The sequence below is a fragment of the Bilifractor sp. LCP19S3_H10 genome (assembly GCF_052119185.1).
In the GTDB taxonomy this organism is placed as follows: domain Bacteria; phylum Bacillota; class Clostridia; order Lachnospirales; family Lachnospiraceae; genus Bilifractor.
This window is the reverse complement of record NZ_JBQKFT010000009.1, coordinates 66,256-89,141: the sequence shown is the minus strand read 5'-3', so window position 1 is coordinate 89,141 and position 22,886 is coordinate 66,256. Positions and strand designations below refer to the sequence as shown.

Here is a 22,886-nt window from a genome sequence, read left to right as displayed (position 1 = left end):
GCGGTGCGAGAGAAGCGGGAAACAGGAAAGCCTGAAACCGTATCGGCTACAGGAAACCGCGCATTACGACAGACCACAGGCTGTGAAAAACCGGAGGAGTCTTACAGCCAGGAGGATATAGAAAATGACAGACACCGCAGACATCATCAGACAGATCAAAATATACGGCATTGTACAGGGGGTCGGATTCCGGCCGACAGTTTCCCGACATGCGGCTGCCTGCGGCATCCGTGGCACTGTCTGCAACAAGGGTTCGTTCGTCGAGGTGATTGCTGAGGGAACCGACGCAAAAATCAGCGCGTTTATCCGTCTGGTCCGCGAACAGCCGCCGAGACGGGCAGTGATTCTGAAGATGGATGTCCGTCCACTGAAAACAGCGCCACATTTTTCGGGTTTTTCAATTATTGAAAGCCGGAAGACAAAAGGAGAGATCTTCGTGTCCCCTGACATCGCCATTTGTGACGAATGCCGGGCGGAGCTGCTGAATCCGTCTGACCGGAGATATCTGCATCCTTTTATCAACTGCACCTCGTGCGGCCCGAGGCTTACGATCCTTGAATCTCTTCCCTATGATCGGGAGCGGACATCCATGAAGGTATTCCCCATGTGTCCGGAATGCCGTCACGAATATGTCACCCCGTCCACACGCAGATATGACGCCCAGCCTGTCTGCTGCAACGACTGCGGTCCCCATGTTTACATCCTTCCAAAAGACGGGAGTGCGGCCTCGATCACCGGCAGAGAGGCAATCCTGGAGACCCGGCGCATCCTGATCGATGGCGGCATCGCGGCAGTCAAGGGCATCGGCGGCTTTCATCTCTGCTGCGACGCCTCCAATACAGAGGCCGTCCGGCGTCTCCGGGAGCTGAAGCACCGGCCGTCGAAACCTTTTGCGGTGATGATGCGGGACGAAGCCTGTGTGCAGGCTGAGTGTTTCCTGACAGAGGAACAGAAAGCCATCCTGACAGGTCACCAGAAGCCGATTCTTCTCCTGCAAAAGAAAGACAACATCCGACTGTCGCCAGCAGTGGCCCCGGATAATCCCAGCGTCGGCGTTATGCTCCCTTACGCTCCGGTTCAGATTCTTCTCTTCCAATATGATGATGGCCGCTCCATGACGCCTATGCTGGTCATGACAAGCGGAAATGTCAGCGGAGCGCCGATCTGTCACAACGACCGGGAGGCACTTGAAGAGCTTTCCACCATCGCAGATATCATCCTGTCGAACAACCGCGCAATCAATATCCGCTGTGACGACTCCGTCATGGATTTCTACCGGAACAACCCGTACATGATCCGAAGATCCAGAGGCTACGCGCCGCTCCCATACATGGTCACTGAGGGACCGGCCCCCGGACGGACGGTTCTGGCAATCGGCGGCGAACTGAAGAACACCTTCTGCATCGGGAAAGGAAACCTTTTTTATCCATCATCTTATATTGGAGATCTTGCAGATGTCCGCAGCGCGCAGGCACTCCGGGAGACAGTCGGACGCTTTGAAACTCTGCTTGAGGCAAAGCCGGATCTGGTTGTCTGTGATCTCCACCCCGGTTACCGGTCCACGGAAATCGCCGGAGAACTTGCGGCCGGCGTCCCGCTGGTGCATGTCCAGCACCACTACGCCCATATTCTCTCCTGTATGGCGGAAAATGACCGGACGGATCCCGTGCTTGGCCTCTCCTTCGACGGCACCGGCTACGGAACCGATGGCACGATCTGGGGCGGAGAAGTATTGCTTGCGGACACGCATGGTTTCCGAAGACTTGGAAGTGTGGAACCCTTCCTGCATATCGGCGGAGATACCGCCTCACGAGAGGGCTGGCGGATCGCCGCATCCTTGATCATAAGCCTGTTCGGAAAGAATGACCGGGGACATGGATCCCGTGACAATTGCGCGGTTCTCCCGTTCCCGAATAATGACAGAGGACATGAATTCCGTGACAATTGCGGTATTTTCACGCTCCCGGATCAGGGCGGCAGCCCATTATCACAGGGGGAACGAATTCCTCCGTGGAGCCGGAATGAAATCGATCATCTGTCGCCGGAAGAGATCATGACAGCGCTTGATCTCTGTTCTCCGACAGAGGCCGGAATTATGCGAAAAATGCACGAAAAGCGGCTGAATGCCGTCGTATCTACGAGCTGCGGGAGAATCTTCGACGCAGTCAGCGCAATCCTTGGTATCCGCAGAGCATCAACCTTCGAAGGAGAAGCCTCTACCACCTTAATGTACCGCGCCCTGCAGTACCAGAAGAACCATTGTGACACAGAGAATTCATACAACACGGATCTGAATAACCGGGATTCATATAATATAGATTCATGTAATACAGATTCATGTAATATAGATTCCTATAATATGGAATTATCGAACAAGCAATTCTCTAATGTAGATCCATACTACATGCCAGAAGCCGCGGTGAAAAAAAACGCCAAACCGGAAACTGAGATTTCCGGTTCCGGGATATTCCGGATTCCCACCGGAAGGATTGTCAGACGGATCATTCTAGGTAAGCTTTCCGGAGAAGATCCGGACCGGCTTGCCTGGTTATTTCATGATTTGCTCGCGAGAGAGACCTGCCGTCTGCTCGTTCATCTCCGCAGGCTGGACTGCCGTCTGCCCGACACCGTTGCCTTATCCGGCGGATGCTTTCAGAACACGCTCCTTCTCGAGATGATGCAGAATCTGCTCGAAAAGAACGGCTGCCACGTGCTTACGCATCACCTGGTTCCCCCAAACGACGGAGGGATCGCGCTCGGGCAGGCATATTACGGCGCCTGCCTCAGCGGGGAAGACCTGCCTGTGAGGTAACCTGACAGGCACCCCGGAAAAACACCTGCGATCTTTCCGGCCGGGGAACCCCCGCTTCTGAGGCAACCTGATGGTCACCCCGGAAAAAGCACCTGCGATGTGTCCGGGCAGGGCAGCTTTGCTCTCCGAGGTGCCCCTTGCGAAAAAACAGTGATCCATTATAATAGTCGCAGAAAAAATATCAGGGAAGAAGATCATTCACACATGCTTGGAAGGACGCATTTTTTTATTGGAATCACGACAGCACTGGCGATTTTTGAGCCGTCCTCCCTGCCGATACTTGTGGCAGGAACCGGGGCCGCAGCCATGGGAGGAATTCTGCCGGATATAGACGCCGGAACGTCCGGGGCCTCAAGAGAGACTGAGAAAATCATCGGGGTATGCACCGCGGCAGTATCCCTGATCATACTGGCCGATTATTTCTTCCATATCGGTATCTATCAGTCACTGATGTCCCGGAGCAGCACATCGCGTGTTATCGCCGGAATCGCAGCCTTTCTCCTTCTGTGCGTCATCGGGAGGAGGACACATCACAGGAGCTTTATGCATTCCTTTGCGGCGATGATCCTTTTCTGCCTCTGTGTCAACGTCATCTTTCCCCAGATCACCTGTTATTTTGCCGCAGGATACCTCTCCCACCTGCTCACAGATCTTCTGAACCGGCAGTGGGAGCTGCTTCTGTGGCCGTCAAAACGTGGATTTTCTCTAAAAATGTTTCGCTCGGACGGCGTCGTCAACTGGCTGATGTTTGTCGCCTTCTTGTGTACCTCTGTCTATCTGATTCTGGTGTTTTCCCCGTTGAAACCACTGGCAGACGCAATCACAGCCGGGATCAAGCCGAAACTGGCTGCCGCAGTCACAGACGCAATCAAGCCGAAATTGACCGCTGCAATCACAGCTGCAATCAGGGGGAAAATGTCGGGAGGTTCACTGCCCGGATCATCGTTTATCTGGCAGCAGGTCAAAACTTAAGGAGACAAAGAAATGCTTCTTGAAATAAAAGACGGGACAGTAAGCCGTGACGGCATCCCGGTACTCAGCCGTTTTTCCTTTGAGATCCGGGGAACGGAGAAGGCAGCAGTTGTCGGCCGGAACGGCGCGGGAAAGACGACACTGCTCGACGTAATATCCGGAAAGCTGGACCTGGATACCGATGAAAAGCATCCGGACGCGGGGCTCACCCGCTCACGGGCTTTTACGACGGGGATGATGGATCAGAGGTTTGCCGGGGATCCGGACAAAACCCTTGAGCAGGCAGTTCTGGAAGCGGTGATGTCCGGTAAACCGGCTGGATACCGATATTCCAGGGACCGTTATTACTATGAACAGCTCTATGACCGGATGCTCACGGGCTTCGAGCTCGCCAAGAGTGACAAGACCAGGAAACTTTGTGAATTTTCAGGCGGAGAACAGCGTAAGATCATGCTGATCCGGCTCCTCCTGGCCGAACCCGATGTTCTGATCCTCGACGAGCCCACCAATCATCTGGATCTGGAATCGGTAGAATGGCTTGAACATTATATCCGCCGCTACCCGAAGGCGGTGATCCTGGTATCGCATGACCGATATTTTATCAACCGGACCGCTGATGTGATCTGGGAGGTGGCAGGCGGACAAGTTACCCGGTATTCCGGAGGGTACACCGCCTATACGGAAGAAAAGGCAAGGCGATACCAGAGACAGCTGAAGGCATATGAGGCGCAGCAGGCGGAGATCCAGAGAGAAAGAGAACTGATCCTGAAATTCAGGAACAAACCCAGGAAGGCTGCCTTTGCCCGCTCCAGAAAAAAAATCCTTGACAGGATGAATCCTGTGGAAAAGCCGCGAACGGACGATGCTTTCATACACACCGGAGACCTGCTTCCCGTGCGCCCGGGCAGCAAGTGGGTCTTTGAATGCGTACATATGAAGATCGGTTACCAGAAGGACCGCCCGCTCAAGGAAATCTCTTTCCGGATTCGCAGAGGACAGAAAATCGGTGTAATCGGGCCGAACGGGTCCGGAAAATCAACCTTTCTCAAGACCGTCGCGGGTCTTCTGTCCCCTCTGGATGGAGAGCGGAAGAGCGGCGCACACATCGAATCTGCCTATTTTGATCAGTTCTCCGCCGAAATTGCCGGAGAAGAGGCAGAAAGAAATGTTCTGGAATGGTTCCATGACCGTTATCCTTCGATGAACGAGAAAGAAATTCGTGATTTTCTGGCTGGTTATCTGTTTCGCGCCAGAGACCTCGGAAAAACGGTGGAAAAACTGTCCGGCGGGGAAAAATCGCGCCTGGTGCTTGCCGCTCTGCTGTATCCCCGCCCGAATTTTCTGATTCTGGATGAACCGACAAATAATATGGACATTCCCGCAAAGGAAACATTGGAATCTCTCTTTCGATGCTACAGAGGAACCATACTTTTTGTCTCTCATGACCGATACTTTCTGAGCCGCGTGGCGGACTCTCTCTTACTGTTTGATTCCGGTGAAACCGGAATCCACTACTATCCGTTCGGATATGACCACTATATGGAACAGAGGGAGCTCGCGAAAAGCGGAACAGACATCGCCGCGCTGCGGACCGCTGAGGATCAGCGGTTAATTGAGGAATTAAAGGCCGTTCCGAAGGCAGAGCACTTCCGCCTTCGGGAATTTTCCACTGAAGAAGCGACACTTGACTGGCGTTTCGGCTTGATACGACCGGAGCTGGAGACCTCCGGGGAAGCCTTCCGGAAGATCTGCCTAAGGATGGAAAAGGAACAGAGTCAGATTCCGGAAACGCTGGATGAGTACATGAATGCCGATTCCATAAACTATCATCAACGCGAAGAGGCGAGAGATGTCTGGACTGAAAAATGTCTGGACTGGTATGATGTTTGGCTCGACACCCGGGAAGCAGAGGACCCGTAACGAGATAAAACACGCTGCGCGAGTTTTATCTCGCTATCGCGACGCTCGCCGCATACGAATACTTCGCATTCGGCTGTGGCTCACTGTTCGCGTAAAAAGCAGAAATTGCCCGGAACCGGAAAATTCTCCGGCCCCGGGCAATTACATTCTGGATCAGAAATCAGATCAGTGTAATCCGTCCAGATCTTCATTGTTTCTTTCCCTTTAAATCAGTTTTTCGATCTCCGCGCTTACATCCTTCATTTTTTCCGTGGGCTCAAAACGCGCCACAACATTTCCTCCGCGGTCCACCAGAAATTTGGTGAAATTCCATTTGATTTCCGGGTTGTTCTTGTAATCGCTGTCGATCTTCTTCAGCATGGCGCTCATCATCAGAGCGGTGGGACCCTTGCCAAATCCATGGAATCCCTGCTGGCTCTTCAAATATTTATAGAGCGGGAGAGCATTCTCACCGTTCACATCCGATTTCTTCATCTGCGGGAACTGTGTGTTGTATTTCAGGGTGCAGAACTGATGGATTTCCTCATCAGTTCCCGGAGTCTGTCCGGCGAACTGATTGCACGGAATATCGATGATTTCAAGTCCCTTATCATGAAAGGCCTCGTAAATTTCCTCCAGATCTTTGTATTGCGGAGTAAATCCACAGCCGGTCGCGGTGTTCACGATCAGCATAACCTTCCCCTTGAACTGTCCAAGTGAAACTTCCTCTCCCTGAGGAGTTGTTACCGAATAATCATAAATACTCATTCTGTCGTCCTTTCTGCTGTTCCGCCGGCGTCATCATCTGTGAATCATTCTCCTCTGCAGATGGCCATGATCTGACGGCGGCATAAAATATATCGTATGTTTTTACTAAATTGAGCGCAATAACATTGCGTAAAATCTTTGCGCAATTACATTGTATCAAATTCAATGAGAAAAGCAAGCGTTTTTTTATTTTTTCAATTACGTTTTTCAGGCATTTTTCAGGCATGTATCTGTACGGAAAACGGTTAACGGGATAAAACACGCTGCGCGAGTTTTATCTCGCTAGCGCGACGCTCGCCGCACACGAATACTTTGCATTCGGCTGCGGCGCACCGTAAAAAAAGCCGCAGGCTTTTACACCTGCGGCTTTGCGGAACCCAAAGCAGCCTGACGGCTCATACCGTCGCGGTACAATGCACCAGTTACCAGGTTTCCCTGTCACCCTCACGAAAAAAGGAGGATATGCCGGCTGCTGTTTATATTACCCGGACCATCTGATCGTCCTGCACCAGATAATCCCGTACTGCCTCCTCGAGCATTTCCTGATCAGCCTTGCGATCGGTATGCGCCTCCAGAAAAGCGTTCCGACCTACCCCAAAGTAGATCAGACCAAGAACCGACTTGGCGTCGATCACGGTTCTGCCGCTGTGCAGATCAACATCAAAAGGCATTTTCTGGATTCTCGCAGAAAAAACAGACGCTTCCTCAACGGAAGGAATATTTACGATGTAACGAGTCATACTCTCACTCTCCTTCATGCTTACAAAGCAGGTCCGGCTTCAATCCCGGGCACAGTTTCGGGATGGGATCGATCCCACATACAATATGGAAACGTCTCCATCTTTAGCAGACATCATAGCATTAGAAAAATAGATTTCAAATCAAATCCAAAGATCTATGAGTCATAATTTGCGGGTATGTGTCAGAACAGACCGGAAGCATCGACGCCGGGAGATCTCTCGTCTTATTTCAAAGCACACGCCGGCAAAAGCCGTCTGAATTTTAAGTATTCCATAGGCGCGATGTGCTTGTTTTCATTCATAATTTGTTGTTCGTCGGTGAAAAATGTGCTATTGTAGCTAAGTCAGAAGTACTTGACCTACTTTAGAAGAACCACAGGAGGAATAGACCATGAGCAGCATTTTTATTCCGGACGGCTACCATTCGGAACTTGATCTGAAGGAAACACAGATTGCGATAAAGAAAGTTAAAGATTTTTTCCAGAACCAGCTGGCCGCGGAGCTCAATCTTCAGCGTGTGTCAGCGCCTCTTTTTGTAGATCCGGAATCCGGCCTGAACGATAACCTGAACGGGGTGGAAAGACCTGTCAGCTTCGGAATTAAAGAGCAGAATGAACGAAAGGCTGAAATCGTTCAATCCCTCGCGAAATGGAAGAGATACGCTCTGGGGCGCTACGGCTTTCAGCCGGGACAGGGACTCTACACGGATATGAATGCGATCCGTCGGGACGAGGACACAGACAACATTCATTCTATCTATGTGGATCAGTGGGACTGGGAACGCGTCATCACAAAGGAGGAGCGGAACCGCGAGACGCTTCACAGGATTGTAAAGAATGTTTACGAAGCCCTCCATGTGACAGAGAAGTATGTCGAGAACAAATTTGAATATGTGCACTGCATCCTGCCAGAGCAGATCACCTTTGTGACCTCCCAGGAGCTTGAAGATATGTATCCGGATGACTCCCCGAAGGACCGCGAGTACAAGTTTGCCAGAATTCACGGTGCGATCTTCATCGAGCAGATCGGCGGAAGACTGAAGTCCGGCGAGAAGCACGACGGACGAGCGCCGGATTATGACGACTGGTCTCTGAACGGTGACATCATTGTATATTATCCGGTCACTGATATTGCTCTGGAGCTTTCCTCAATGGGCATCCGGGTGGATGAGGATTCTCTGAAACTTCAGTTGAAGGAAGCCGGATGTGAGGAGAGAGCGGAGCTTCCCTTCCAGAAAGCAATTCTTGAGAAGAAGCTTCCGTACACCATCGGTGGCGGAATCGGACAGTCCCGTATCTGCATGTTCTTCCTCAGAAAGGCGCATATCGGAGAAGTTCAGGTCTCCCTGTGGCCGGAGAAAGATCTGAAGTACGCAGCGGACCACGGTGTAACGCTTCTCTGATGAACAGGCGCCCCGTTTTGCGCGGAATTACCTGCGGACAATGACCGTTCGCATACGTTTTCTCATTGCCGTTTGCCTCATGCCGCGGTAAAATGAGTCAAAAGGAGGTCCCGTCTATGGAGAAATTGAGCGACTTGAAGAAATACATCAGTGGGAAGAAAAAGGGATACGGAACCGCGTATTACGGAACGATCAACGGAGAGACCATCTATCTGTCCGCAGGTATCCGTGAAATCTATTTCGTCGGCAGTGAATTTCAGACAATCATCCATTATGTGACACGGTTCCAGAAGGGAGACTTCGGGGAAGCTCCCGACAGAGGAAAGGACGAAAAAGCCGGTCACGAGTACGGCTGTTATCCGGGAAACCTAGAGAGCGACAGCGGCGAGGACACGAGCGTCTGGATTCACAGAGACGCAGAGGCAGTAATTGTCTATTTTGCCTTTGAACGCTGAGACGGTTATAACTACATTCCGAGGTGTAAAATTAAATATGGTCTGATGCGGTCCCGGGACCTTTGCGCGAATCATCTCTGCGCTGAGGCCTCCGGGACCGCTCATTTTTTTACGCGAACAGTGAGCCGCAGCCGAATGCGAAGTATTCGTGTGCGGCGAGCGTCGCGATTGCGAGGTAATACTCGCGCAGCGTGTTTTATCTCGTTGGAAGAATGATGAAATAGTTTCATCATTCTTGTGAATATACATAAACAAAAATTGTTTACAATTCCGGGGTTTTCTGTATAATAGTAAAAGTTGAGTGTAAATCAACATAAAGATGAACAATATCAAACAGAATAAAAATGATTATGCAAGAAACATTGCCGCATACGGTATGAAGCCGCAGAAATTCAGAGAGGATTTTGCAATGAAGAACACAGTTGAAATCAGATGGCATGGCCGGGGAGGCCAGGGCGCCAAAACCGCAGCGCTGCTTCTGGCAGATGTCTGCTTTAAGACCGGCGCGTATGTGCAGGGCTTTCCGGAATATGGTCCGGAGCGGATGGGCGCGCCGATCACCGCGTTTAACCGCATCAGCCGGATGCCGATCCGGGTGCATTCTAATATTTATGATCCGGACTATGTGGTTGTCGTAGACGAGACTCTTCTTCACGCTGTTCATGTGACTGACGGTCTGAAGGAAGAGGGCGCCATCATTGTAAATACGCCGAAAACCCCGGATGAGATCCGGCCGCTGCTTCGCGGATATCAGGGCAGAGTAGTCACTGTCGACGCAAGAGAGATTTCAGAAAAAGCACTCGGAAAGAATTTCCCGAATACACCGATGCTTGCAGCAGCAGTTGCGGTCAGCCGGGTCATGGATAAGGATTCTTTTGTCGCCAACATGCGGGAATCCTTTCAGCACAAATTCGCGAAAAAGCCGGAGGTCATCGATGGAAACATGCGGGCATTGGAGGATGCCTTCAGAGCGGTCGGTGATTGAACCGCCGGTCAGTGTGCCGGCGTGCATTATGAGCCGGTATGCAGTGTATATCTGATAGGCCAGAAGTTACAGACAGATCAGCGATTTTACGGATTTCGCGCGAAGCGAATGTCCAGAGAGGATTTTTTATGCGTACCGATATATCACAAATCAACGAACAGACGCCCTGCGGCGGTCTTACGGAAGGCATGCAGATTTTTGCGGGCGGAACCTCCAGACAGTTCAACACCGGAGAATGGAGGACAAATACCCCTGTTTATATGAAGGAAAAATGCAGACAGTGTCTTCTGTGCTGTCCGGTCTGCCCGGACGGAGCTATCCCCTTTCAGGACGGCAGGCGATTGGATTTTGACTATATGCACTGCAAGGGATGCGGCATCTGCGCAAAGGTTTGTCCTTTTGACGCAATTGTCATGAAGGAGGGCATTGAACCATGAGTAATTTGGAAATCATCAGGAGCAGAGAAATCAAGGAGAGGATGTCCGGAAATGAAGCGGTCTCCTATGCGATCCGGCAGGTTGAGCCGGATGTCATGCCGGCATTTCCCATAACACCGTCCACGGAAATACCGCAGATGGTCTCGGCCTACATCGCGAATGGTCAGATGGACACCGATTTTATTCCGGTCGAGAGCGAGCATTCCGCAATGTCTGCCGCTATCGGCTCTGAGGCAGCGGGAGCACGAACCATGACAGCGACATCCTCCGCTGGGCTGGCTCTCATGTGGGAGGAGCTGCTGCTGGCGGCATCCAACCGGCTGCCCATCGTTCTGACCCTGGTGAACCGCACGCTTTCCGGTCCGATTAACATCAACTGCGATCATTCCGACGGCATGGGCGCGAGAGATACCGGCTGGATTCAGATCTATGCGGAAGACAACCAGGAGGTTTACGACAACTATATTCAGGCATATCCGATTGCGGAAGATCCGAGAGTTCACCTGCCCGTGATGATCTGCCAGGATGGCTTCATCACAAGCCATGCCGTGCAGAACATCTGTCTTCTGGAGGATGAGAGCGTGAAGAAATTCGCCGGCACCTACGAGCCGGAGGAGTTCATGCTGAATCCCGGAAAGCCGGTTTCCGTCGGTCCTTATTCGATCTCAAACTATGAGATGGAGGCAAAGAAAAATCAGGAGACCGCCATGGAAAATGCGCGCCAGGTCATCCTGGAGGTCGCGGAGAAGTTTGAACAGATGTCCGGAAGAACGTACGGATTTTTTGAGGAATACCGGACGGAAGACGCAGACTACATCATGCTGATCATGGGTTCCGCTGCCGGGACGGCAAAGGAGGCGGTTGACGAGCTCCGCGAAGAGGGATGGAAGGCAGGCGTACTGAAACTACGTGTCTTCCGCCCTTTCCCTGAAGCGGAAATCGCGGAGGCACTTCGGAACTGTAAGGCGGTCGCAATCATGGACCGCTGCGAAAGCTATAACGGAAACGGCGGGCCTCTCGGCAGTGAGGTGACGGCGGGATTGTACCGAAACCGGGTATTCATTGAAGCGGTCAATTATATCTACGGTCTTGGAGGAAGAGATTTTACCACAGATCATGTAAAGGAAGTATTTGCCGAGCTCCGGGCTGCTGTGGAGGAAGGCACACCTGTGCAGCAGCACAAATATGTGAATCTGCGCGGATAAACACGATATCAGAACCCGAATATACCCTCATAAACAGGAGATAATCAGAAATGAGTAATGACTATAGCTTAAAAACGATGCTCGCCAGGCCGGAGAGGCTTGCACCGGGCCACAGAATGTGTGCCGGCTGCGGGGCAACCATCGCCGTCCGCGCCGTTCTCCGCGCACTGAAGCCGGAAGATCATGCTGTGATCGGAAATGCCACCGGTTGTCTTGAGGTTTCCTCCTTTATGTATCCATACACTTCCTGGGAGGACAGCTACATCCACAACGCCTTTGAGAACGCCGGAGCAACACTGTCCGGCGTTGAGACCGCCTATAAAGTTTTAAAAAGAAAACATCGTCTCGGGGAGAAGGATTGCTTCAAATTTATCACCTTCGGGGGTGACGGCGGCACCTACGACATCGGATTCCAGTCCCTGTCAGGCGCGATGGAGAGAGGACACGACATGCTCTACGTCTGCTATGATAACGGAGCCTACATGAACACCGGTATCCAGCGGTCCTCCGCGACGCCGATGTTTGCGGATACTACCACCACTCCGGCCGGAACAAAATCAGCCGGCAAGGTACAGTACCGCAAAGACCTTACCGCCATCATTGCCGAGCACTATGTCCCCTATGCCGCACAGACTACCCTGACCAGAGACTTCAAGGATCTGCACAGAAAGGCGGAGAGGGGAATCTATACAGAAGGTCCGTCTTTCCTGAATGTAATGACCCCCTGTCCCCGCGGATGGAGATATCCGACAGAGGATGTCATGGAGATCTGCCGTCTTGCGGTCGAGACCTGCTACTGGCCGCTCTTCGAGGTGGATCACGGCGTCTGGAAGCTTTCTTATGTACCAAAGCACAAGCTTCCGATCGAGGACTTTCTGAGAACGCAGGGAAGATTCCGCCATCTGTTCAAACCGGAGAATGAACACCTGATCCAGGTTTTTCAGAATGAAGTGGACAAGCGATGGGAGGACCTCCAGTACAGATGTTCGCGATACTGAGCTCCTGCCTTCTGAATACTCCTGAATTCGGAAAATTAACGGCAAAAACGGACGCAGCAGAGGGGCTTCCATATCGCACATAAATATGTTACCCTATTTATGTTATTGTGCTATCATTTCAATAGATATAGTCAATAGATATGGCCGGCAGGACTTTTCAGAGATCCTCCGCGCAGAGATTCATATCAAGGAACAGAAATCCGTATAAAGAAAGGGAATCGATGACACTACTTACGTATCAGGTATTCAAAACTGTTGCAGAGATGGGAAGTTTCCACAAGGCAGCTGATGTACTCGGCCTCACGCCGTCCGCTATCAGTCATTCGATCTCCGCGATGGAGAAGGAGCTTGGTTTTGCGGTTCTTACCCGCAACAAATCGGGAGTCACCCTGACCAATTACGGAGAACACATTCTTCCCTACGTGAATTCGGTATTGAACAGTGATGAGCGTCTGCAGCAGGTCGTGGCGGAGTACAAGGGCCTGAAGACCGGAACTGTGAAGATCGGCTGTTTCTCAAGTGCCTGCACCAACTGGATCCCGGATATCATCCATTCTTTTGAGGCGCAGTATCCTGCAATCCGAATTGAGGTCTTTGAGGGGACCTACGATGATGTCCGTTACTGGATCAAGAATGGAATCGTTGATTTTGGTTTTCTTTCGGCATCGAGCGCCGGAGATATTCCGATTGAGATTTTTTACAAGGATCCTCTGCTCTGTATTGTCTCCGCCGACTTTGAGAAGAAGTCCGAGGGCGATACCATCGGAATTGAGGAGATGAGCCACCATCATTTCGTGGCGCAGAGAGAGTCCACCGACGCCGATATACAGAATTATCTGCGGCAGAATAATTTTTCCACGCAGATTCGCTATCACGTACTGGATGACCTTTCTACGGTCATCATGGTCGCGAAGGGCTTTGGAATCTGTATCATGCCTGAACTCGTCATGAACGACATTCCCTATAATGTCAGACGATATCGCATGGATCCGGACGCATACCGGGAGATCGGCCTGGCGTGTCTGAATCCTGCGTTAATGGCTCCGGCTGTGCGGACCCTGTATCAGTACATTCTTGATACCTGCCGGAATATCTGAGCGCAGATTTTACGCATCACCCAAAGGAAAGGGGTAAGAAGACAGGAATGGAAAAGGACGTTTACATTGCAGATCCGGGAAGATACTCCGGTATGACTTACAACCACGTCGGAGCCAGCGGGCTGAAATTCCCCGCGGTTTCTCTCGGCTTCTGGCACAACTTCGGCAGCAACGGCAATTACGACAACATGAAGGCAATGTGCCGGACCGCCTTCGATCTTGGCATCACCCAGTTTGATCTTGCAAATAATTATGGCCCTGTGTACGGAAGCGCCGAGGCAAATGCGGGAAGAATCCTGCGCGAGGATTTCATGCCGTACCGGGATGAACTCGTCATTACAACTAAAGCGGGCTATGATATGTGGGAAGGCCCGTATGGAAACTGGGGAAGCAAAAAATATCTTACCGCCAGCATTGATCAGAGCCTGAAGCGTCTGGGACTGGAATATGTTGACATTTTTTATCATCACAGAATGGATCCCGAAACGCCTCTGGAAGAGACAATGGACGCGCTGAATCAGATCGTCAGAAGTGGCAAGGCGCTCTATGCCGGAATCTCAAATTACGACAGAGAGCACACCGAACGCGCGATTGAGATTGCAGCAGAGATTCATCTCCCGCTGATTGTTAATCAGCGGCGTTATTCCATTTTTGACCGTACCATCGAAGAAGACGGCGTGAAGGATTTCTGCTATGAAAACGGAATGGGCATCATCGCCTTCAGCCCTCTCGCGCAGGGGCTGCTCTCGAACCGGTACATCAACGGGATTCCGGATGACAGCCGGATCGCGAAGGACGGAAGATTTCTCCATGCCTCCGACCTCACCGAGAACAGGCTGCGTCAGATCAGGGCACTCGATAAGCTCGCCGGCGAGAGAGGACAGACGCTTGCTGAGATGGCGCTTGCGTGGATCCTCAAGGATGATCATGTCTGCTCAGTTCTGATCGGTGCCTCAAGACCGGAGCAGATTGCGGAAAATGTAAAAATTATCGGTCACACCGATTTCAGTGATGAGGAGCTGATCCGGATAGACCAGATCTGCGGCATCAATTACGATGAAAACCACAGGCCTTTCTAACCTGAAAAAGAATTTCCTTTAACCGGTACAATACGACGAAGTTGTTTATCCTTCCGCAAAAATTGTACCGGTATTTTATTTACGCGAACAGTGAGCCGCAGCCGAATGCGAAGTATTCGCGTGCGGCGAGCGTCGCGATAGCGAGATAAAACTCGTGCAGAGTGCTTTATCTCGTGGCCTTGCACAATATTCTGAATATAATTATATTCATAAATTATTATCAAATAACACTTGACAAAGTGAAGATATATCAGTATTATATAAGTAACAACAAGATATCTTTCCGAACCGGAAGTTTCCTCTTTTCTTCCCTTTGAAGAGTTCCTGACAGAAGATAGTGCAGAAACTCCACAGAAGAGAAACCTTCCCGGAACTGTCAGTGGATGGTTCTCGGAAGAGAATGAATTCGAGAGAGCAGATGCTTATGGTGAACCTGCGCAGCAGGTTGCAGAAATGACGATTCCAGGAACGCGAAATGCTTCTGAAGACAGAAGATGAGTGATTCAAAGGAAGAGAGAATTCAAAAGTCAGCACTGAATACAGAATTCGGAAACAACGGCGGAATCTCAGGAATAAGATCTGGAACCCCAGGGTGAAAGGCTTTTCAAATTCAGGAGACAGGAAGGAATCTTGATGAAATAACAGCATATAGAAAAGGAGGTTATAAAGTGAAACTTCTAGAAATTCATTAAAAGGGCTGTTTCGTGACGAGAAAGCGGAACAGCCCATTTTTTTGTCCTCTTTCCTGTTTTTCTTTTCCTCTTCCTTGTCCTCTCTTCCTGAAATACAAACCTTTCGTCTGCTGAACGCGGGAGCTCTCTGCGATCATGTCATGCTGTGTGCAGTTGACCATCCTTCTTTTTTCTCTCCGTTCTTATTCTCTCTTCTCGATCTAAATCAATATTTCCATCTAATTTTCAGATCCTGCGAACGATAAGCCGGATCCACAGATGACTTTCGCTATTATTCATAATCCGGATTTTCTGATTTTGTGCAAATGTATGCGTAATATATCTTTCTGCCATATGGTTTGCGAATAATCATGGTCTAAAGATATTTTATCGTAATCCTGCGAATTTTATACACAAATGATTGAAAAACGCGGAACAGATGTCTATAATATTGTTATCATCAGTTTCAGACAACGGATGAATCCACACAGATCTTTTATGACACGCAATCCGTCGCGATTTGTCGCTTCTTCGATATGCAGAACGTTGCGTTTCATAAGTGGAATACCAGCCAATTGCACAGGCCGGCGGAGAGAAGCCGGATAACATCTCAAACGTATATCACTGACAACGCACCTATATTCTTGACCTATATTCGTGACCGTAATGCCGGTGATTTTTTATTTTTGCAGAAAAGAGGTGGTGACAGTATGCTGTCCGATGCGATTCAGACTGTGAAAGACGCGGAAGCGGAGGCCGAAGCCCGGATCATTGAAGCAAAGAACCGCGCCGCATCCATCGTAAAACAGGCAGGCATGGATGCGGACCGGATCCGGAAAGATGCGGAGCAGGAAGCCGCCGCAGATTATTCAGAGGCGATGGAAGCTGCGAAGGAAGCCGGAGAGCAGCTGCTGAGGGAAGCCTCTGCAGCAGCCGGGCAGGAATGCGCAAGGCTCAGGCAGAAGGCAGCGGAACAGGAACCGGCGGCAATAGAGAACGTGATACGCCTTGTACTTGGCGGATAAATAAAGGTGGAATCTGAATGGCAATTGTAAAAATGCAGAAGCTTGGCATCTGCGCATTGAACCGCAACAGAAAGGCCATTCTTGAGACATTGCAGTCGATGGGGATCATGGAGATGCGTCTTGAGGATCTGGGCGAAACCTCCGATTTGTCGGAGAAAGACACACAGGCAGCCAGATCCAAATATGAGAAGCGCGCTGCCTGCTTTGAGGATGCACTCACCCTCCTGAAACAGTACCCCGGAGGAAAGACCGGCGGACTTTTTTCAGGAAAGGAGGCTTTGGAACGCTCCGTCTACCAGGAAGCCATCCGGAACCGTCATCAATTCAATGTCGAGGTCGCAGACCTTCTGTCAGCGGAGAGAAAAATCCAGGAATGCGGCGTTATCATACAGAAGGACGAAAATCTGAAAGAAAGCCTTACCCCGTGGAGGAATCTCGACATACCGATGAGCATGACCGGAACCAGGAAAACATCTGTTCTGATCGGGACGCTTCCGGGAATCTGGAGCACGGAAAAGGTTCTCGCGACCGCTTCCGGCAGCCTTTCGGAACCAGCCGCGGTCTTCTGTGAGATTTTGTCCTCCGAAAATGAAATGACCTGCATCTGGGTGCTTTGTCTGGCCGATGAGGAGCGCTCTGTGGAGGAAAGCCTCCGGTCAGCGGGGTTTGTCCGTCCGTCGCTTCCGGTGACCGGAATCCCGGCAGAGGTGATTGCCGGATGCGAGAACGAAATTCGTGAGCAGAAGCAGCAGATTGAGAATCTGAAGGATCGGATCGCTTCCTATGCGGGTGAGAGGGAAAACTTCCGGATCATGGCGGATTATTATCGCACCCGCGCGGAGAAGTACCGGCTTCTCGGTCAGATTCCCATGAGTAGAAACGTGTTCTTTCTGGAAGGATGGGTTCCTGCTGCCCAGGCTGAACGTATCGGGCAGTTTCTGTCCGAGAAGTATGGTGCCTTTGTGGAGACCGAAGAGAAGCGGGAGGACGAAATCGAGCCGACACTTCTGAAAAATAACCGTTTTGCCGAATCGGCAGAGGGAGTTCTGGAATCTTACGGCCTGCCCCAGCATGGCAAGGTGGATCCGACGGCAGTCATGTCCGTGTTTTATGTGTTTTTCTTCGGGATGATGCTCTCAGACGCCGGGTACGGGATCGTCATGGCACTCATCTGCAGCATCCTTCTTTTGAAACACAGAAATCTGGACCGCGGGCTGAAGCGCTTTCTGAAGCTTTTTTTCTTCTGCGGAATATCCACAGCCTTCTGGGGGTTCATGTACGGCGGATTCTTTGGGGACGTGATTGATGTCGTCGCTCATACATGGATGGGAGTTCCGGCGGATACCGTTGTTCTTAAGCCTCTGTGGTTTGCCCCGCTCAACAATCCGATGCGGCTTCTGATCTGGTGTCTTTTCTTCGGTATCATACACCTGTACACCGGTCTCGGCATCAAGGGTTTTGAGATGCTGAGGGATCGCGACATTACTGGTTTTTTCTCTGATGTGGTGTCCTGGTACCTGTTTCTGACGGGATTGATCCTGATGCTCCTGCCGACGGATCTGTTCCATTCCATCTCGGGAATGACCTTTGTGTTTTCTGACGGAGTCTCCGTTTCGGCAAGGGCTTGTGCGGCAGCGGGCGCTCTGATGATCCTTCTGATGTCGGGACGTTCCAGAAAGAACTGGGCGATCCGTATCGCGCTCGGCGCCTATGATCTCTACGGAGTAACCAGCTGGCTGTCCGATGTTCTGTCTTATTCAAGGCTTCTGGCTCTAGGGCTGGCAACAGGCGTCATCGCGAATGTTATCAATATGATGGGCTCCATGTTCGGTTCAGGGCCCGCGAAAATAATCATTTTCATCGTGGTATTTCTGCTGGGGCATACCCTGAATATCGCGATCAACGCACTTGGGGCATATGTTCATACAAACCGGCTTCAGTACGTAGAATTCTTCGGCAAGTTCTATGAGGCAGGGGGCAGACCCTTCGCTCCTTTCCATACAATGACAAAATACATCCAGATCAAGGAGGAAAAGTAACTATGAATATGGGAATGGTTTTTGCACTCATGGGCGCTGCACTGGCGACAGCACTGCCGGGCATCGGATCTGCCTGGGGAGTCGGAATCGCCGGTCAGGCTGCCGCGGGAGTTGTGTCGGAGGATCCGGAGCAGTTCGCAAAGGTTCTTCTGCTTCAGCTTCTCCCGGGCACACAGGGTATCTACGGATTGCTGGTAGCCTTTATCACACTCTCCAGCATCGGGATTCTCGGCGGCAGCCCTGTAACAGATACCGCGACCGGCATGCTTTATCTGTTCGCCTGCCTGCCGATTGCCCTCGTAGGGTTGATCTCCGCCTATCATCAGGGAAGAACCTCTGTGGCCTCCATCGGACTTATCGCAAAGAAGCCTGATCAGTTCGGAAAAGCCATGCTGTTCCCCGCGATGGTTGAGACTTACGCTATCCTGGCGCTTCTGATTTCCATCCTTTCAGTGAGCGGAATCTGATGAACATCCGTTGTGCCGGAGAAAGTGTCAGCAGATTTGCAGAAAAGAGGATGACAGGGGGAGACAGATATGGAAGGATTAGAAAAGATTACCGGGAGTATCCTTCAGGAGGCCGGGGAGAAGGCTTCCGCCATTCTCCGGAAGGCACAGGACGACGCGGAAGAAATATTGAAGAGGGCAGAGAACGAACGCACAGACCTGCTTGTCCGGACCAGACAGAAGGCAGAACGCGACGCGGAGACCTATGCGGCATCGATTGCCTCCCGGGCTGCGCGAAAAACACGGGAGGCACTTCTCTCGGAAAAGCAGGCAATCATACATGAGACCATACAGAAAGCCTGCCATGAACTGGCAGACAGAGATGACAGCCAGTATTTCAGGATGATTGAGAACCTTGTACGCAGATATATCCGGGCGGAAAACGGAGAGATCCTGTTTGGACAGAGAGATCTGCACAGACTTCCCTCCGGCTTTGAAGACCGGCTCAACCGGATCGCAGGGGACGCCGGTGGATCGCTTCAGATTTCCAGGAATCCGGCGGATATCGAAAATGGATTTCTGCTTCGATACGGAGGAATTGACGAGAACTGTACTCTGAAAGCGCTCTTTGAGGAGAAGATGGATCTGTTGCAGGATGCGGTTCATGAGATGCTGTTCCGACAGGAGAAACGATATGAGTGACCTGGACTACATATACGCGGTTGCCAGAATCCGGGTGAAAGAGAAGCTTCTGCTCTCGGACGAGGATATCCGGAGAATGTCCGAAATGAAGGACTGCAGGGAGATCCTGCAGTTCCTGTCTGACCGGGGATGGGGTGACGGTTCACCCCCAGAGGATGACGGTGTACAGATACTGGAAGCAGAAGAGAAGAAAACTGCGGATCTGATGAAGGAGCTCAAGGCGGATCCCGGTATTTTCCGGGTGCTTTCCTACCCACGGCTGTATCACAATCTGAAGGCCGGAATCCGGGAGCTCTGCACAACGGATCACCCGGATCATCTGTATTATGACATCGAGGGTTTTGGAAAAGAGGAAATCCGCAGAATTCTCAGAGAAAAAGATTACGGTGCGCTCCCGGAGCATATGCGAAAGCCGGCACAGCGGGCACTGGAGACGATGATCCGCACCCAGAATGGTCAGAAATGCGATCTGATCATCGATCGGGGATGTCTGGATGCCTGCGGGAGAGCCGGACGCCGGTCCAAAAACCGGCTTCTGAAGGATTACGAAGAATCTTCAGTAGCTGTCACAGACATCAAAATAGCTGTGCGCGCACAGAGAACCGGTAAGGATCTGGAATTTCTGAAGGAGGCGCTCTCCCCGTGCAGCACTCTGAATATCGATATTCTGGCAGCGGCGGCTGTCTCGGGAGAAGCTTCCCTCAATGATTATCTCAACAGTCATGGATTCGCGGAAGCTTGTGAGGCGCTGAAGGATTCCCCTTCCGCCTTTGAGTGCTGGTGCGACAACCGTATTATTGAAGCTATTCTTCCGCAGAAGAGAAACAGTGTGTCAGCCGGACCTCTGATCGCCTATTATCTGGCCAGAGAGAATGAGATACGAATGGTGCGGATTCTTCTGACGGCGAAGGCCAATGGCTTTTCCGTAGAGAATATACGTAAACGGATAAGGAAGATGTATGGTTAAAATAGCAGTCATGGGCGATTATGACAGCATCTATGGCTTTGCGGCCATCGGGCTGTCCACATTTCCGATTCGGAACAACAACGCCGCAGAAGGGTCAAAAATCCTGAAGAATCTCGCGGAGAACGGTTTCGGCGTCATCTACATCACAGAAGAGCTGGCCGGCGTCCTTGCCGGCGAAATCAGCAGATACCGGGACAGACTGTTCCCCGCAATCATCCTGATACCGGGGATCCGGGGAAATACCGGCGAAGGCGTATCCTCAGTGAAGAAATCCGTGGAACAGGCGGTCGGAAGCGACATATTGTTTTCCGGCTGAAGTCTTTACCCAGTATGATGATTCAGCGGACCGCATGCCCATGGTCCGCGCACGTCCCGCAGGTCCGATGAAACAGGAAACAGAAGGAGAGCATATCGAATGAGCACAGGTACAATCAGAAAAGTTGCCGGCCCTCTCGTGATCGCCGAAGGCATGCGTGATGCAAATATGTATGATGTGGTGCGTGTAAGCAGAGAAAGACTGATCGGTGAAATTATCGAGATGCACGGCGACAGGGCTTCCATACAGGTTTATGAGGAGACACAGGGCCTTGGTCCGGGCGAGCCGGTGGAATCTACCGGAGAGCCGCTGTCTGTGGAACTGGGTCCCGGACTGATCGGTTCCATCTACGACGGAATTCAGCGCCCCCTGAACAAGATCATGGAGATCACCGGGAGCAATCTGCTTTCCAGAGGAGTAGAAGTCCCGGCGCTCGATCATGAAAGGACATGGGAATTTACCGCATCCGTCAGGGCGGGGGACGAGGTTTCCGCAGGCGACATCATCGGTACCGTTCAGGAAACCACGGTCGTCACGCACAGGATCATGGTTCCCAATGGAATCAGCGGCAGCATACGCGAGATCCGGTCCGGATCCTTCCGCATCGATGACACGGTCGCTGTTGTGGAGACAGGAGCCGGCGAAGTAAACCTCACACTGATGCAGAAGTGGCCGGTGCGAAGAGAACGCCCCTATGCCAGGAAACTGCCGCCGGAGATGCCGCTGATCACGGGCCAGCGCGTAATCGATGCTTTCTTTCCAATCGCGAAGGGCGGCGTCGCTGCAGTTCCGGGCCCTTTCGGCTCCGGCAAAACAGTAATTCAGCATCAGCTGGCCAAATGGGCTGACGCGGATATCGTTGTCTATATCGGCTGCGGCGAGCGCGGAAATGAAATGACCGATGTTCTGAATGAATTTCCGGAGCTTACAGACCCCCGGACGGGTGAGTCCCTGATGCAGCGGACTATCCTGATTGCAAATACATCGGATATGCCGGTGGCGGCGCGTGAAGCATCGATCTATACCGGAATTACGATTGCTGAATACTTCCGGGACATGGGATATTCCGTTGCGCTGATGGCCGATTCCACATCCAGATGGGCAGAGGCGCTCCGTGAAATGTCCGGCCGGCTCGAGGAAATGCCCGGTGAGGAGGGCTACCCTGCTTACCTTGGTTCTCGTCTGGCACAGTTCTATGAGCGCGCGGGCCACGTCATCGCACTCGGAAAGGACGGAAGAGAGGGCGCGCTTTCCGCAATCGGCGCCGTTTCTCCGCCAGGCGGCGATATTTCCGAGCCGGTGTCACAGGCCACGCTGCGGATTGTCAAGGTGTTCTGGGCACTGGACGCGGATCTCGCATACCAGCGCCATTTTCCGGCCATCAACTGGCTGACGAGCTACAGTCTCTACCTCGAAACCATGGGAAAATGGTTCGACCGGAAGGTAGAACCGGACTGGATGGATATCCGGCAGAATCTGATGAGCCTGCTTCAGGATGAGGCATCTCTGAATGAAATTGTAAAAATGGTGGGCATGGATGCGCTCTCTCCGGAAGACCGCCTGAAGATGGAGGCGGCCAGATCTATCCGTGAGGACTTCCTGCATCAGAATTCCTTTGACGAGACAGATACTTATACCTCTCTGAAAAAGCAGTACTACATGATGAAACTGGTATATGCCTACTATGCCTACAGCGTCAGAGCCCTGAAGGAGGGCGCGGATATCAATGACCTTGTCCGTATGCCTGTACGGGAACAGATCGGCCGTTACAAATACATCGACGAGAAGGCCATCGGCCGCGCGTACGAGGACACACTTGCGGAACTTGCTTCCGAGACCGCGGAAGCGGCAGCAAAGGAGGAGTGATCGGA

The 22,886-nt window shown here is 51.7% G+C and carries 20 protein-coding genes; 18 read left to right on the top strand and 2 right to left on the bottom strand.

All coding sequences use genetic code 11. From position 1 onward, the window contains the following. Positions 1-124: 124 nt before the first annotated feature. The 3 genes from hypF to ACTQZS_RS08910 all read left to right on the top strand — a co-directional run bounded on the left by hypF (position 125) and on the right by ACTQZS_RS08910 (position 5,704). Entirely contained in the window at positions 125-2,812 is a 2,688-nt protein-coding gene (gene hypF / locus ACTQZS_RS08920) for a carbamoyltransferase HypF (RefSeq protein WP_441475493.1), read from the top strand. 204 nt (positions 2,813-3,016) lie between these two features. Next, positions 3,017-3,784 carry a metal-dependent hydrolase gene (locus tag ACTQZS_RS08915; protein WP_441475492.1) on the top strand — a complete coding sequence of 256 codons (768 nt, stop codon included), beginning with the start codon at positions 3,017-3,019 and terminating at the stop codon, positions 3,782-3,784. Between the two features lie 12 nt (positions 3,785-3,796). Continuing rightward, positions 3,797-5,704: an ABC-F family ATP-binding cassette domain-containing protein gene (locus tag ACTQZS_RS08910; protein ID WP_441475491.1), complete on the top strand. Its 1,908-nt coding sequence runs from the start codon at positions 3,797-3,799 to the stop codon at positions 5,702-5,704. Positions 5,705-5,908: 204 nt separating this feature from the next. Here ACTQZS_RS08910 and ACTQZS_RS08905 read toward each other — a convergent pair whose 3' ends face one another. Together ACTQZS_RS08905 and ACTQZS_RS08900 are read right to left on the bottom strand one after the other, a co-directional pair. Next, positions 5,909-6,451: a glutathione peroxidase gene (locus tag ACTQZS_RS08905; RefSeq protein ID WP_441475490.1), complete on the bottom strand. Its 543-nt coding sequence runs from the start codon at positions 6,449-6,451 to the stop codon at positions 5,909-5,911. Positions 6,452-6,927: 476 nt separating this feature from the next. Next, entirely contained in the window at positions 6,928-7,191 is a 264-nt protein-coding gene (locus tag ACTQZS_RS08900) for an HPr family phosphocarrier protein (protein WP_441475489.1), read from the bottom strand. 391 nt (positions 7,192-7,582) lie between these two features. Here ACTQZS_RS08900 and asnA point away from each other — a divergent pair, with 391 nt between their 5' ends. The 15 genes from asnA (at position 7,583) to ACTQZS_RS08825 (ending at position 22,881) form a co-directional block, all read left to right on the top strand. Then, positions 7,583-8,593, top strand: a complete 1,011-nt coding sequence (gene asnA, locus ACTQZS_RS08895; protein ID WP_441099095.1) for an aspartate--ammonia ligase — start codon at positions 7,583-7,585, stop codon at positions 8,591-8,593. Between the two features lie 116 nt (positions 8,594-8,709). Beyond that, the gene (locus tag ACTQZS_RS08890; protein ID WP_441099094.1) at positions 8,710-9,048 is read left to right on the top strand and encodes a hypothetical protein; all 339 of its coding nucleotides are present in this window, start codon (positions 8,710-8,712) and stop codon (positions 9,046-9,048) included. A gap of 409 nt (positions 9,049-9,457) precedes the next feature. Next, the gene (locus ACTQZS_RS08885; protein ID WP_441475488.1) at positions 9,458-10,033 is read left to right on the top strand and encodes a 2-oxoacid:acceptor oxidoreductase family protein; all 576 of its coding nucleotides are present in this window, start codon (positions 9,458-9,460) and stop codon (positions 10,031-10,033) included. A gap of 128 nt (positions 10,034-10,161) precedes the next feature. Further along, positions 10,162-10,470: a 4Fe-4S binding protein gene (locus tag ACTQZS_RS08880; RefSeq protein WP_441099092.1), complete on the top strand. Its 309-nt coding sequence runs from the start codon at positions 10,162-10,164 to the stop codon at positions 10,468-10,470. Beyond that, the gene (locus tag ACTQZS_RS08875) at positions 10,467-11,675 is read left to right on the top strand and encodes a transketolase C-terminal domain-containing protein (protein WP_441475487.1); all 1,209 of its coding nucleotides are present in this window, start codon (positions 10,467-10,469) and stop codon (positions 11,673-11,675) included. The genes ACTQZS_RS08880 and ACTQZS_RS08875 overlap by 4 nt, the downstream gene beginning before the upstream one ends. Before the next feature lie 50 nt (positions 11,676-11,725). Further along, on the top strand, positions 11,726-12,673 hold the full coding sequence (locus tag ACTQZS_RS08870) for a thiamine pyrophosphate-dependent enzyme (RefSeq protein WP_441475486.1): 948 nt from the start codon (positions 11,726-11,728) through the stop codon (positions 12,671-12,673). Positions 12,674-12,894: 221 nt separating this feature from the next. After that, on the top strand, positions 12,895-13,770 hold the full coding sequence (locus tag ACTQZS_RS08865; protein ID WP_441099089.1) for a LysR family transcriptional regulator: 876 nt from the start codon (positions 12,895-12,897) through the stop codon (positions 13,768-13,770). A 47-nt stretch (positions 13,771-13,817) separates the two neighbouring features. Beyond that, positions 13,818-14,849, top strand: coding sequence for an aldo/keto reductase (locus ACTQZS_RS08860; RefSeq protein WP_441099088.1), 1,032 nt, complete (start codon positions 13,818-13,820; stop codon positions 14,847-14,849). 1,381 nt (positions 14,850-16,230) lie between these two features. Continuing rightward, positions 16,231-16,545, top strand: coding sequence for a hypothetical protein (locus ACTQZS_RS08855; RefSeq protein WP_441475485.1), 315 nt, complete (start codon positions 16,231-16,233; stop codon positions 16,543-16,545). 17 nt (positions 16,546-16,562) lie between these two features. Continuing rightward, the gene (locus ACTQZS_RS08850; RefSeq protein ID WP_441475484.1) at positions 16,563-18,584 is read left to right on the top strand and encodes a V-type ATP synthase subunit I; all 2,022 of its coding nucleotides are present in this window, start codon (positions 16,563-16,565) and stop codon (positions 18,582-18,584) included. A gap of 2 nt (positions 18,585-18,586) precedes the next feature. Further along, on the top strand, positions 18,587-19,051 hold the full coding sequence (locus ACTQZS_RS08845) for a V-type ATP synthase subunit K (protein ID WP_441475483.1): 465 nt from the start codon (positions 18,587-18,589) through the stop codon (positions 19,049-19,051). A gap of 69 nt (positions 19,052-19,120) precedes the next feature. Continuing rightward, positions 19,121-19,732: a V-type ATP synthase subunit E gene (locus ACTQZS_RS08840; protein ID WP_441475482.1), complete on the top strand. Its 612-nt coding sequence runs from the start codon at positions 19,121-19,123 to the stop codon at positions 19,730-19,732. Beyond that, entirely contained in the window at positions 19,725-20,699 is a 975-nt protein-coding gene (locus ACTQZS_RS08835) for a V-type ATPase subunit (protein ID WP_441099083.1), read from the top strand. The genes ACTQZS_RS08840 and ACTQZS_RS08835 overlap by 8 nt, the downstream gene beginning before the upstream one ends. After that, positions 20,692-21,015, top strand: coding sequence for a V-type ATP synthase subunit F (locus ACTQZS_RS08830; RefSeq protein WP_441475481.1), 324 nt, complete (start codon positions 20,692-20,694; stop codon positions 21,013-21,015). Before ACTQZS_RS08835 ends, ACTQZS_RS08830 begins: the two co-directional genes overlap by 8 nt. A 99-nt stretch (positions 21,016-21,114) precedes the next feature. Then, positions 21,115-22,881: a V-type ATP synthase subunit A gene (locus ACTQZS_RS08825; RefSeq protein ID WP_441475480.1), complete on the top strand. Its 1,767-nt coding sequence runs from the start codon at positions 21,115-21,117 to the stop codon at positions 22,879-22,881. Positions 22,882-22,886 lie beyond the last annotated feature (5 nt).